Source organism: Vibrio sp. 2134-1, from assembly GCF_033339495.1.
Window position 1 is genome coordinate 79503 of the sequence record NZ_JAWOUS010000003.1, and the last position, 13046, is coordinate 92548.

Consider the following 13046-nt stretch of genomic DNA (forward strand, 5'->3'; position numbering starts at 1 on the left):
CCGTGGAATGGAGAAAGTGCAGTTAGTTGTCGATTTTCTTCTCACTCATAAATTGATTTTTACCGCACTGATCTTTGCGATTATGTGGTTAATTCGTCGTGCAATTTTATCGATGATTCGTGGTGATCACGCTTTTCTCTCAGAAGATCAGCGTAGTTGGATGTCCAGAACTAAAAATGGCACCTTTGCTGTTACATTACTGATTTTATTTATTTTATGGCAATCAGAAATTAACGAGTTTGCTCTGAGTGTAACGGCGATTGCCGTTGCCATTGTAGTGGCATCCAAAGAAATCATTTTGTGTTTTACGGGTTCGATTCAAAGAGCAAGTTCGCGTTCTTTTCGCGTTGGAGACTGGATTGAGGTCGGAAAGTTGTGTGGTGAAGTGATTGAGCACAATATGATGGCGACGGTGATTCAAGAGATCGACCTGCATCACGGGCAATATCATTACACCGGCAAAACAGCGACATTGCCTAATAGTATGTTCTTTACCTATCCAGTAAAGAACCTCAACTTCATGAAGCGGTACGTTTACCACAACTTTTCTGTAGTGGTGAAAGACTTCGTCAATTTGTATCCACTGTTACCGATTTTAACTGATAAAATTGAAGAACATTGCAGTTACTTTGCTGATGTTGCACATCGTTACAATGCGATGATTGAAAAACATGCCGGTGTTGACCTTCCTGGTTCTGAGCCACATATGCATATTTCTAGCAACATTAATGGTGAACAAATTCTGCACGTGATGATTTTCTGCCCAACCGATAAAGCGAACCACTTAGAGCACTTAATTCGTAAGGACTTTATGGAACTTTATGAGCAACGTTTTCCTGTAGTGCGAGAAGAATAGAGCATCGTACTTCGCCTTTAATTTCAAACCCCGCTATCAAAATAGCGGGGTTTGTTTTTCTTAGCGTATTTTTAGGCTGTAACAATATTCCCAACTTAGCTGAATTTACTCTTCAGCATTAAAAATAGGAAGTAAGTGCTGCCTATAATAGCGACCAACGTGCCAGCTGCGACCTGACTTGGATAAATAGCGATTTGTCCTAGCCAATCTGCCCACAACATTAGGGTTGCGCCAATTAAGGCACCGACACACAGTTGCTCTTTCACTTTTCTTGCTCCTAACATCATCGCCATATGGGGAGCGACCAAGCCAACAAAAGATATTGGACCAACTGTAGCGGTAGAAAAGGCGCATAACAAAGCAACGATGGTGAGCATAAGCGTATTGGCTACGGTAGGGTTAAGCCCTCGTGCATTTGAGAATTGTCGCCCGATGGAAATTAGTGTTAGCCAACGAGAAATCGAGAAAACAGCGGCAAGCAGAACTATTATGGCCAAACATAGCATCAGTGCGGTGTCGGCTGTGACTCGATAAATAGAACCAGTTAGCCACAATAAAATTTTGTAACTGTCACCTGAGCCTTGAGCTAGCGAAAATTGAACGAGGGCTTCTAATAGTGCCGTTAGTGCGATGCCGGACAACACGAAGTTAGATGGATTAAAATGGCTTCGTTTACCGATAATCAGCAATAACATCAATACGGACATACTTCCGAAAAAAGCGATACCCCAGCTAAATGCGGAGAGAAGCGACCCAGCGATGACTCCTGTCGTAATAATGGCAAACGTGGCTCCGGAAGACACACCGAGAATATCGGGACTTGCCAGAGGGTTATAAACAATGCGTTGCAAAATGATTCCGGCAACGGATAGCGCAATACCGACAGAAAGTGCGGTTAACATTCGCGGCCAACGCAATTGCCATTGGAACTCACCTGGCACAGACCATTGAATTCCGTTTATACCATGGGTAACGAATGAGTAAGCTAGAATCCCAACCAGACTGAATAGCGCAATGCTGCATACCGCGCGTTTAGAAAGCGCCGTTTTTCCTTGGCTCATTGAAAGGTTAAGTTGATCGGTTGCCGTCAGCTTTTTACGAGTAAACCAAATTAAAGCGGGAGCGCCAATAGCTGCAGCCGCTACACCGCTAGGAATGGTTTCCTCTAACCATAAGCTCAGCGAGATAGCGGCAGAGTCTGTGATGATTAGTAGCATTGCGCCCAAAAGCATGCTGCTGATCAATTCGTCGCGCGGTGTTCTTGCCCCCATCGCTCTGGCAATATTGGGTGTCAGTAATCCGATGAAGCTGATAATACCAACTGCGGTGATGGAGGCTGATACCAGCCAAATACCCATCACCATTAATGCACCAAACGCGGGTAATACCGCTAAGCCTCGGGCTGCTGCGCCTTCTTGTCCCAGTTTCATTAAGGTCAGAATACGTGGTGCGACGATCAAAATTACGATTGCGATAGCGCAGCGAGGCAATAACCACTCAAACCAATCCCAGCTGTATTGAGAAAGGTCTCCTGCTCCCCACATAAAAATATTCTGTGCGAACTGGGCGTTTAAAATAATAATGGCTGTGGCGATAGAACCGAGCAAGATATTGATCACCATCCCCGAAACGACCAGCGGCAAACCTGTCATATTACGCACACCGGCAATTGATACGATCAGGCCAAACGCCACTAAAGCCCCAACCATTGCGGCTAATGCAGAGTAATCGGCGACCCAATCGACGAACCAAATGTTTACCACGACTAATGCAAGCCAAGCACCAGAAGAGGTGCCAAGAGTCAACGGCGAGGTGAGGTTATTCTGCGTTAATTGCTGCATTAAGCTGCCGGTGAGACCAAGCATGGCACCAACAAGCAGGGTCATACTTAACCTAGGAAGCTGCGCTTGCGTAAAGAATACGTCACGAAACTCGGTTGCTACCTCTGGTTTTGTTAATAATTGCCATTGTTCGAAAAGTGATAAATTAGTATCAATTTGTAGGCTAAAGACGCTAAGTAACGTAATCAGCGCCAGATAACCAATATAATGTTTCGTTCTCATTGTTCTGGTGCCAACTCTATTAGACTGTCGGTAATCGCTTCAGCGGTGTATTGCAAAGACATGGCACCGCCATACGCCCACACTGCTCTGACTGAATTTACCCGCTGCTTTTTCACAAACGGCATCGCTTGCCAAAGTGGCGACTCTTTCAGTTTTCGTTCTTCTGGGAAAGGTTGTACGTAGAGAACGTAGCTGTTTTGAAGGCTCTGAAGCCGATTGATTCGATCTTGCTTTACTCCCCACGCACGTGGGTCCTCTTTAATTGGAGCCTGTAATCCCAGTTTTCTAACCACGTAGTCAGTGGTGGAGTTTTCGGTTGCAAGTAATACAGTATTCGGGGTTGAAAATCGCATCACAAGAACGCTGAGTGGAGCAGAGTAATAATGGCGAATTCGCTGGCGCATCTGCGCAAATGAAGCATCTAATTTTGCCAATTTCTGTTCAGCAAGTGCCTCTTTATTGAATAGCTTGCCGAGCGTACGAAAGTGACGAATGGCCGTTTCAGCTGCGGCCTCATTTTCAGAAAAATTAGGTAAATAGATTACCGGAGCAATTTGTTTGAGTAACGGAATCAAGTCTTGCTGTGGAGACGCAGCAAGGATGACATCTGGTTTCAAACTGGCTATTTTTTCTAAGTTGGGTTCTGCTCGGGTCCCAATATCTTCAATTGACTCTGGTGCGGTTGGATTGACGACCCATTGGCGGTAGCCTGGTAAATTTGGGGCTGCGATTGGTTCTACGTTTAGCGCCAAAACTTGTTCTAAGATGTCCCAGTTTAAGGCAACAACGCGTTGAGGCGCTTGCTCAAAACTATGCTCACCATATTCATCGGTAACGGTGATGACTGCATGTGCATTGGTCATAAAAAATACGAGGAGAAAAGCAGATTGTGTAACCACAGTAAGTAAACGAGCTATTATGCGCATACAACAGCCACCTTTTGGCTCGCTAATGTGTTAGCCGGGCTTGGGTGTTCAATCAGCTTAATTGGTGACTCATATAGTTTAGAAAGGCGTGCCTCGTCTAACAACATGTCGGCGTTGCCTTCAAAGGCAATCTTACCTTTTTTGAGCGCAACAATGTGGGTGGCGTAGCGCAGTGCTAAGTTCAGATCGTGCAGGATCACGATAATGCCTACATTCTCGGTTCGATTCAGTTCTGCCAGCAGCGCCATTAGTTGAAACTGATGGTGAACATCGAGCGCCGAGGTTGGCTCATCGAGAATTAAAATTGGCGATTGTTGAGCCAGTAGCATAGACACCCAAGCACGTTGGCGCTCACCGCCCGATAAGTCATCCGCCAAAGCTTGAGCAAAAGGTGTAACCCCTGTTCGTTCCATAGCCTGCGTGATGATCTGTTTGTCTTCGGTTTTCCAACGACCAAGTGCCCCACGCCACGGAAAGCGACCTAAGCGCACTAGCTCTTCGACCGTTAAACCAGCTGAAGAGGGCAGCTTTTGTGGCAAATAGGCGATCTGTTTTGCCAACTCTTTGGTTTTAAGTGATGAAAGGGAAGTATCGTTTAGTGTTACCGTACCTTTATCTGGCGACATTTGACCAGAAAGCAGGTTCACCAGTGTCGACTTACCTGAACCGTTATGGCCTAAAACGACCGTTAGCTCATTTGTTGGGATGTTAAGTTGTTCGATGCCGAGGATCTGACGTCCACCTCGCACGATCTCAATATTAGACAGTTGAAACATGGATGGCTCTTAGGAGAAAACTCCCCTCAATAGAGGGGAGTAGAAGTACAATTACCAGCGGTAGTTTGCGTTTAGCATAACAGAGCGAGACTGGCCGTAGTAACACCAGTAATCGCAACCTGAAACAAACTCTTTATCTAGGATGTTGTTCACGTTTAGCTGTGCTTGCCACTGTGAAGTGATGTCGTAAGTGACTGACGCATCCCAAAGAGTGACTGAAGGAACCGTTAGGTTCGAGCTCTTAGGGTTATCTTTTGACTCACCTACGTAGCGCACACCAGTACCGATATTGAGGCCTGGAATCAGGCTGTAGGCGCTGTAGTCTACCCATGCAGAAGCTTGGTGCTCAGGAATAAGTGCGGCTTGTTTTTTACCTTGGCCAAAGCTCTCATCTGTTTTCGCTTTAGTGTAGGTGTAGCTTGCCATCAGTTTTAGATCGTCGGTTAGCTGCGCCGTGCTTTCTAGCTCAACACCTTGAGATGTCACTTCACCTGTTTGTGTCGCAATCCATGTTGATGGGTTAGTGACCAACGCGTTCTTTTGCGTGATGTCGAACCATGCAAGGTTGATAAAGCCATCCATAAAGCTTGGCTCATACTTTACACCCACTTCTACTTGCTCGCCTTCCAGCGGTTTGTAAAGTTCATTGGTTGCCGCATCAATAGTGCTGATCACTTCAAACGACTGAGAGTAGTTTGCGTAAGGTGACAGACCATTGTTTGCAAGGTACATCACACCCGCACTTAGAGAGAGCTGACCATCATCACGAGATTCACTTTGATCAACGGTAGCGCCTTTGCCAGAGTTTTCTGTTTTCACCCAGTCGTAACGAGCACCGATGTTACCAATCCACTGTTCATGCAGTTTCAATTGGTATTGTGAATAGAGACTTGCTTGAGATTTCTCAATCTCACGTTTCACGTTGTTGGCAGGATCAAGAGGGGTGAAGTTGCCGTAAACTGGGTTCCACGGGTTGATAGTGCCAAATGCATAGTTGTCTTGCTCGTCGCCATCGGTTTTGTGGAATTGCAGATCCATACCGATAAGCACTGTGTGCTCTGCGTTGTCTGTCATCCAGTTGCCGACAGCATTGTTGTCGAACGTGATGCTCTGGTTTTTTCCGTCACGGAATACGATGCCTTGCGTTAACTCTTCTTTCGCTGGATCGTTGTTTGAGAACGCGTAAGAGCTGCGCAAGTACAACTCATTCGAACCGTAGTTGAGGTTTTGCGAGAGTGACCACGTGTCATTGATGTCGTGCTCTAGTAAGTAACCTAGAGAAAACTGCGTGCGTTCGTATTTATCGTAGTTTGGTTGACCAAGGTTAGTCGAAGGATCGATTTTGCCAAAGTTAGAACCAATCAGAGTACCTGCAGCTGGGAAGAATGGGTTAGTTGGTACACCGTCATCATGAAGGTAAGTTGCCAAAACGGTCAGCATTGTACGGTCAGAAATGTCGAACTCGACACTTGGCGCTAGGTAGAAACGCTCGTTGTTTGTGCCGTCCAGTTCACCATCTTGGCTTGTCATCAAGCCAACCAAACGATAGCGCACAGTGCCTGCGTCGTTTGCTTCGTCAGCAATGTCAAAACCTACGGATTGGTGTTGGTTGTTGCCAACTTCGACTTTTACTTCGCCTTGAGGCGTAAACGTTGGTTTTTTCTGAACAGCATTCACGATACCGCCTGGTGCCGATTCACCAAACAGAATAGCCGATGGACCTTTAACGACTTCTACACTTTCTAGGCCGTAAGGTTCGACCAACCATGTGTAGTAACCATCGCGGAATAGGCGGTTGCCGTTTAGGTAAGTCGCTGCATCAAATCCACGAACTTTGAACCAATCAGTGTCGTTGTCTGCGCCATAAGGCTGAGCGGTTACACCAGACGTGTAGCGTAATGCTTCATCTAGCTTTTTCGGTGCACGAACACGAAGTTCATCTTCAGAAATGATAGATACGCTGCGAGGCGTTTCTGCCGCAGGGGTTTCTACTTTAAGTGCTTGCGCGGTGACCGTTATGGTCTCCATGGCAATCACGTCATCTTGTACGACGTCTTCTTGAGCTTGTGCTGTGAATGCAACCACTGCTGTAGGTGCTAAAGCACAAACCAACGCGTTGCGGATAGCGATGGTCAGTGAGTTATTCTTTTGCATAAATCTATTCCCGATAATTATGATTAACGCTAAGCTTAATTGTAATTATTATCATTTGAGCTTTTGTTTCGGTATTTTACTGACTTTTGTATCAAAAGATAGTAAAACGTTCGCAAATTCATTCGCGGTACCTAAAGTCATTGTTATGTTCAATTGGTTTGAAAAACTGACCCAACCCTTTCCCCAGATGGAAACCGAAAAGCCACCGAAGACGCTATTTGGCTTTTGTCGTTTTTACACTCGTGGCTTTGAAGCCCCTTTACTCGTTATGGCTGTGTTCAGTGCGCTTATTGCCATTACTGAGGTGACGCTGTTGCGTTATATGGGCGAGCTCGTCGATATTCTCTCTAATCAAGATCGTGCAACATTCTGGCAAGACCAGGGTGATCGCATGCTAATGATGCTGTTCTTAGTGGCGGTTGTGATGCCAGCTCTCGGTTTTGTCCACTCAATGGTGATGCACCAAACGTTATTGGGTAACTACCCGATGTCTATCCGTTGGTTGATTCACCGTTACTTGCTAAAACAAGCGGTTGGATTTTTCCAGCGTGACTTTGCAGGCCGAGTTGCGACCAAAGTGATGCAAAGTGCGTTAGCGGTACGAGAAACGGTCATGAAGCTGGTGGATGTACTGGTTTATATCAGCGTTTATTTTCTTTCGATGCTCTGGATGATGGGCGAAGCCGATGGTTTGCTAATGTTGCCTATTGTGATTTGGATAGGAATGTACGCGGTTATCCAGTTCTACTTTATCCCTAAAATGAAACAAGTAGCGACGGAGCAAGCGGATGCTCGTTCTGTAATGACTGGGCGCATTGTCGATTCTTACACCAACATATCTACCGTAAAGCTATTCGCGCACTCGCAACGAGAGTTGGAATACGCAGAAAGCAGCATGAAGCAATTTTTGGTGACGGTTTACCGCCAAATGCGCATGGTGACTTGTTTACTGTTTAGTGTGGATGCCATCAACTATTTGCTGCTGATGTCTATTAGTGCCATTTCGGTTTATCTATGGCTAGATCACGCTGTAACAATTGGTGCTATTGCGATTGCCATCAGTATTGCGTTGCGCGTACAAGGTATGTCGAAGTGGATCATGTGGGAAGTTAGCGCACTGTTTGAAAACATCGGTACAGTAGTAGACGGTATTAATACGATTTCAAACGATGTTGAAGTGAAAGACGTACCAAATGCTAAGCCTTTGCAAATCTCTCAAGGTGAGATCTGCTTTGATCACGTAGGTTTTAACTACAGTGACGAGAAGGCGGTATTTGAGAACTTGAACCTGACTATCAAACCGGGCGAAAAAGTCGGCATTGTCGGTCGTTCTGGGGCAGGTAAATCCACGTTGGTCAACTTGTTGCTGCGTTTTTACGACGTAAATACCGGTAAGATTTGTATTGATGGACAGGACATTTCTCAAGTCGAACAAGAGTCGCTTCGCCAACACATCGGTATGATCACGCAAGACACCTCTTTGCTGCATCGTTCAATTAAAGAGAACATTCTTTACGGTGATCCAGATGCTTCAATGGATGCCGTTATCGCAGCTGCTGAGAAAGCACATGCTCATGATTTCATTCAATCTCTACGAGACGAGCAAGGTAACGTTGGCTATGACGTTGAAGTGGGTGAACGCGGTGTGAAGCTGTCTGGTGGTCAGCGTCAACGTGTGGCGATTGCTCGCGTTCTGCTGAAAAACGCGCCAATTTTGATCATGGATGAAGCAACGTCTGCACTTGATTCAGAAGTAGAATCGGCAATTCAAGAAAACCTTGAAGTTCTGATGGAAGGAAAAACAGTGATTGCGATTGCTCACCGTTTATCAACGATTGCCGCGATGGATCGTTTGATTGTAATGGATGACGGCAAAATCATTGAGCAAGGCTCGCATTACGAGCTGCTGCAATTGGGTGGTGTTTACGCTCAGTTGTGGAAGCATCAAACCGGCGGATTTTTGTCTGAGCAAGGTGATGCTCAACTGCAAGTCATCTAATATGACGCTACACGAAAGAGGAGCAAATGCTCCTCTTTTTTGTGTCTGTCGTTTATACCGAGTAAGTAGGCGTTAATGGGCAACGTTAACTTGTGATTATTCATTAAGTTAGGCTAACTTAATGATGATTATGTTTATAACTCACTGTCGTTATTGAATTTTTTACGCTTTTTTTACGCGAACTCCGAATGGGCTTTTGCTAAAGTTTTCTACATCGAATTTTGGTTGATGTATTTTATGTTTGTTCAATGGCGAGATAACACCTTTCTCTTTTCTACTACCGTGATTGTTGGCGCGGTTGTCGTCTCATGGTTGTTAGACCAACTGTTTGGCTCTACAGCCGCAGTTCTGCTGATTTTACAGTTAGCGGTCGTGGTAGTGGCGTTTCAATGCAACTCGCGATTCGCTTATGCGGCGGCGGTGATCGAAGCGTTGAGCTTCAACTTCTTTTTCACGACGCCTCGTTACTCTTTGCAGATGTTTCGTCCGGAAGACATTTTTAATTTAGTCGTGTTTATGGTGGTGGCATTTATCACCAGCACCTTTGCGGATCTTTATCGTCGCCAGCAGGGCGAGTTAAAACAAACCAAGCTGCAAAACAGCATCCTGCTATCGGTGTCCCATGACTTACGCACGCCGCTGGCAACCATTATTGGAACATTGACCACACTCAACGAGTACATGCCCAAGCTCAATGGCTTAGAGCGTAAAGAATTGCTCGACAGTGCGACTTCAGAAAGCCATCGCTTGCATCAATATATCGAGAACCTCTTACAGGCGACTAAGCTCCAGCACGGCACATTAAAAATTACCAAAAAAGATGAGTTGATTGCAGATATTGTTCGGGATGCGGTTTCTCGTTTGCCAAATTACACCGAGAAAGTGTCCATGAATATGGATGATTCCGTTGATTATTTGTCAGTAAGTCGTTCGCTCATCGAACAAGCGATTTTTAATGTGCTGGATAATGCCATGCGATTTTCACCAGAGAATGAATCTGTTGAGGTTTCTCTTTCTAAGCAGGGTTCGTCGTGCGTGATTGATGTTCGGGACATGGGGATTGGCATCAAAGCTGAAGATGCGGAAAAAATATTCAACCTTTTCTATTCCGGCGCGAACAACAAATCGGCCGATTCAGGCACCGGAATGGGACTCGCGGTTGCCAAAGGCATCATCATCGCACACCAAGGAGAGATTCAATCTATGCCAGTATCAGAAGGGACGCTGATCCGCATTCGACTTCCACTCAATCAAGGAGCAGAGCAGGCGTGAGTTACAAAGTTTTAGTCGTGGACGATGAGCCTCGCATTCATACCTTTATTCGAATTTCCCTGTCTGCTGAAGGGTTTGATTACATTGGCGCGAGTACCATTTCAGAAGCCAAAGCGTGTTTCGAAGCGCATTCGCCGCACGTCATTCTGCTAGATTTAGGCTTGCCCGACGGCGATGGGAAGGAGTTTCTCACTACGCTTCGTCAGACGTATAAAACGCCAGTGCTAGTGCTGACGGCTCGCGATCAAGAAGAGGAAAAAATCCGCCTTTTAGAAGCGGGCGCGAATGATTACTTGAGCAAGCCTTTTGGCGTAAAAGAGCTCATCGCGCGCATCAAAGTGCTGGTTCGAGATTTGGTGGATGAGCAATCCATCGCTGATGAGCTGGTGGCTGGCCGAGTCAAAATCATCAAAAGCACTCACCAATTTTGGTTGGATCAGAGGGAAATTCCACTCACCAAGAAAGAGTTTTCTTTCATTGAACAATTGATTCTCAAGCCGGGAAAACTCATTGAGCAAACTCATTTGCTAGCGGTGATTTGGGGAAAAAGTCATGTCGAAGATACTCACTACTTACGCGTGCTAGTGAGTCAACTACGCAAAAAACTGAACGATAGTGCTGACGAACAGCGGCTATTAAAAACCGAGCCGGGGCTGGGTTATCGTTTAGTGCTTGAGACGTCCAAGCACCACTAAATTCCAAATTTAATCAACGTTAATGCCAAGGTTTAGTGCTGGTTATCAGCACTCGAACAGGATTCGTGTTGCCTATTTTCCGCGACGGAAAATCAGTCTAGCCCTTAACGCATTAGCATTTTCTATACATAAAACACAGTTAGGTATTGATATGGCTCACTTTACAGTAATTGGTTTAGGGCGATTTGGCGTTGCCGCCAGCTTAGAACTTATTCATCTTGGACACACCGTAACGGGGGTGGATAGCGACCCGAAAATCGTCGAAAAATACGTCGAAGAGTTAACGCAAGCGGTCATATGTGACGCAACAGACGAAGGTGCACTCAGAGAGTTAGCGCTAGCGAACAGTGATGTGGTGTTGGTGGCGATTGGCGAAGACATGCAAGCCAGTTTGTTGTGTACGCTGGCGCTGAAAAATCTGGGTGTGAAATCCATTTGGGTCAAAGCGAGCACCAAAGCACACCACACCATCGTGTCTAAGCTTGGTGTACAACGCATTATTCATCCGGAAGAGGAGATGGGCGTAAGAGTCGCGCAGGCACTCAACTATCCGATGGTGAACAACTATTTGGAAATGGGGCATGGTTTGTATGTGGTGGAAATCCACGTTAAATCCAATCTGCACGATACGCCGCTTTCTAAGTTGATCAGCCGAGGCAGTTATAACATTCAGCCAATCTTGGTGAAGCGCGAAGAAGCCGTCTACACCAATATCAATGATGAGTTTGTGCTTAATGAGTTCGACACGCTGTTGCTTTGTGGTAGTCGCGCTGAGCTGAAATACGTCGCTCCAAGGTTGGTGTAACATGGTTTTGTGGCATCCCTCTATTATCCCAATCGAGCGAAAACCCAAAGCGGGCAAAAAATTGTTGGGCGCACCGCCATTAATACTTAGCCTCAGCTTTGCGTGCTTGATCATGCTCGGCACGGTCTTACTCAAACTGCCGATTGCCACCACAGAGCCCATCACTTGGATTCAAAGCCTGTTTACTGCGACATCGGCCATTACGGTGACGGGATTAGTTGTGGTGGACACGGGCACGGCGTTTACGCCTTTTGGGCAAGTGGTTATTGCTTTCCTGATTCAATGTGGTGGCCTAGGTTTAATGACGTTTGCCATCGTGACCTTGCTGGCTCTGGGCGGAAAAATTGGCTTTTTGGAGCGAGCAGTCGCGAGAGAGGCGTTCAACCAGACTGATTCATCGACACTCATTGCCACTGCTAAATCTGTATTGATGTTCGCTCTGCTCGTTGAACTTATTGGTTTCACTATTTTGAGCGTTTATTGGAGTGAAGTGCTGGGCTGGGAAACCAGTTTGTTCCATGGTTTCTTCTACACCATCAGTGCGTTTAACAATGCAGGTTTTGCGTTGAGTGCCGATAGCTTAATGCCTTACGTGGACGACCCGGTCGTTAACTTCACCATTACCAGTTTGTTCATTATTGGTGGTTTAGGCTTCTCGGTTTGGATTGACTTAAAACGCAATCGCCGTTGGCATCGACTCACCGTTTACAGTCGAATGATGATCTTAGGCACGATGATCATTAACGTGGTGGCACTTATCGCGATTTATCTGATTGAATATGACAACCCCAACACGCTTGCCCCGTTGAGCGAAGCAGGGAAATGGTGGGCATCGTGGTTTCAAGCGGTGACGCCAAGAACGGCAGGGTTCAACACTTTAGCTATCGATCAGTTGGAAGATGCCACAACGGCGATCATTCTGGTGTTGATGTTTATCGGCGGTGGATCATTGAGTACGGCAAGTGGCATTAAAGTTGTGACATTTATGGTATTGGTCTTGGCAACTTACAGCTATTTGCGTCGCGATGAAGCAACCTATGCCTTTCAACGCGAGATTCCCAAAGAGACCATCAGCAAGGCATTGGCGCTGACTCTGATCTCGGTGGGGGTGACTTGGTTTGCCATATTCACGCTGTTACTGACAGAGAAAGCGTCTATGTTAGACATTATGTTCGAAGCGGTCTCGGCACTGGGTACGGTTGGGTTATCGCGAGGCTTAACGGGCAGTTTGTCCGAACCAGGTGAGTTAGTGATCATCTTCATGATGTTTATGGGACGATTAGGGCCTCTTACATTAGCGTACTTCTTAGCCAGTCCAAGAAAGAAAAAAGCGCGTTACGCGAGTACTAAACTGGCAATAGGGTAAATGGGCTAACTCGTACAAAGTGAGCAAAAGGCTAGACAAAAGAGGAGTAACTGCTCCTCTTTTTGTGCTCGTTGTAGCCACGAAACTGTATACGGCAGTCTCTCTCACAACAATTTATGATTCATCTCTATTTT

10 protein-coding genes are annotated in these 13046 nt (G+C 46.0%); 6 read left to right on the top strand and 4 right to left on the bottom strand.

Features of this window, described 5'->3' with window-relative positions; translation table 11 throughout:
- The first annotated feature begins 7 nt into the window (after positions 1-7).
- On the top strand, positions 8-856 hold the full coding sequence (locus R7R78_RS04985) for a mechanosensitive ion channel family protein (RefSeq protein ID WP_005375171.1): 849 nt from the start codon (positions 8-10) through the stop codon (positions 854-856).
- Between the two features lie 95 nt (positions 857-951).
- On the opposite strand, the gene fhuB is transcribed toward R7R78_RS04985, so the two are convergent.
- Genes fhuB through R7R78_RS05005 form a run of 4 tightly spaced genes read right to left on the bottom strand, consistent with a single transcriptional unit; the run spans position 952 to position 6775 of the window.
- Positions 952-2919 carry a Fe(3+)-hydroxamate ABC transporter permease FhuB gene (gene fhuB / locus R7R78_RS04990; protein ID WP_047103935.1) on the bottom strand — a complete coding sequence of 656 codons (1968 nt, stop codon included), beginning with the start codon at positions 2917-2919 and terminating at the stop codon, positions 952-954.
- Positions 2916-3845 (bottom strand): iron-siderophore ABC transporter substrate-binding protein, encoded by a 930-nt coding sequence (locus R7R78_RS04995; protein WP_213903445.1) that lies wholly within the window; start codon positions 3843-3845, stop codon positions 2916-2918. Before R7R78_RS04995 ends, fhuB begins: the two co-directional genes overlap by 4 nt.
- Entirely contained in the window at positions 3836-4621 is a 786-nt protein-coding gene (locus tag R7R78_RS05000; protein ID WP_005375174.1) for an ABC transporter ATP-binding protein, read from the bottom strand. The genes R7R78_RS04995 and R7R78_RS05000 overlap by 10 nt, the downstream gene beginning before the upstream one ends.
- Before the next feature lie 51 nt (positions 4622-4672).
- Positions 4673-6775: a TonB-dependent siderophore receptor gene (locus tag R7R78_RS05005; protein WP_132936302.1), complete on the bottom strand. Its 2103-nt coding sequence runs from the start codon at positions 6773-6775 to the stop codon at positions 4673-4675.
- A 145-nt stretch (positions 6776-6920) separates the two neighbouring features.
- On the opposite strand from R7R78_RS05005, the gene R7R78_RS05010 reads away from it, so the two are divergent.
- The 5 genes from R7R78_RS05010 to R7R78_RS05030 all read left to right on the top strand — a co-directional run bounded on the left by R7R78_RS05010 (position 6921) and on the right by R7R78_RS05030 (position 12912).
- A complete protein-coding gene (locus R7R78_RS05010) occupies positions 6921-8774 on the top strand; it encodes an ABC transporter ATP-binding protein (protein ID WP_033906862.1) in 1854 nt (617 codons plus the stop codon).
- 237 nt (positions 8775-9011) lie between these two features.
- Positions 9012-10046, top strand: coding sequence for a DUF4118 domain-containing protein (locus R7R78_RS05015; RefSeq protein WP_225466226.1), 1035 nt, complete (start codon positions 9012-9014; stop codon positions 10044-10046).
- Positions 10043-10741, top strand: coding sequence for a response regulator transcription factor (locus R7R78_RS05020; RefSeq protein ID WP_225466227.1), 699 nt, complete (start codon positions 10043-10045; stop codon positions 10739-10741). Before R7R78_RS05015 ends, R7R78_RS05020 begins: the two co-directional genes overlap by 4 nt.
- Positions 10742-10892: 151 nt before the next feature.
- Positions 10893-11546, top strand: coding sequence for a potassium channel family protein (locus R7R78_RS05025; protein WP_005375180.1), 654 nt, complete (start codon positions 10893-10895; stop codon positions 11544-11546).
- Between the two features lies 1 nt (position 11547).
- Entirely contained in the window at positions 11548-12912 is a 1365-nt protein-coding gene (locus R7R78_RS05030) for a TrkH family potassium uptake protein (protein WP_225466228.1), read from the top strand.
- The last annotated feature ends 134 nt before the right edge of the window (positions 12913-13046 follow it).

Coding starts and splice junctions, on each gene's coding strand:
- R7R78_RS04995 (WP_213903445.1), bottom strand. CDS start 3,845: ATGCGCATAATAGCTCGTTTACTTACTGTGGTTACACAATCTGCTTTT.
- R7R78_RS05030 (WP_225466228.1), top strand. CDS start 11,548: ATGGTTTTGTGGCATCCCTCTATTATCCCAATCGAGCGAAAACCCAAA.
- R7R78_RS05025 (WP_005375180.1), top strand. CDS start 10,893: ATGGCTCACTTTACAGTAATTGGTTTAGGGCGATTTGGCGTTGCCGCC.
- fhuB (WP_047103935.1), bottom strand. CDS start 2,919: ATGAGAACGAAACATTATATTGGTTATCTGGCGCTGATTACGTTACTT.
- R7R78_RS05000 (WP_005375174.1), bottom strand. CDS start 4,621: ATGTTTCAACTGTCTAATATTGAGATCGTGCGAGGTGGACGTCAGATC.
- R7R78_RS05015 (WP_225466226.1), top strand. CDS start 9,012: ATGTTTGTTCAATGGCGAGATAACACCTTTCTCTTTTCTACTACCGTG.
- R7R78_RS04985 (WP_005375171.1), top strand. CDS start 8: ATGGAGAAAGTGCAGTTAGTTGTCGATTTTCTTCTCACTCATAAATTG.
- R7R78_RS05005 (WP_132936302.1), bottom strand. CDS start 6,775: ATGCAAAAGAATAACTCACTGACCATCGCTATCCGCAACGCGTTGGTT.
- R7R78_RS05010 (WP_033906862.1), top strand. CDS start 6,921: ATGTTCAATTGGTTTGAAAAACTGACCCAACCCTTTCCCCAGATGGAA.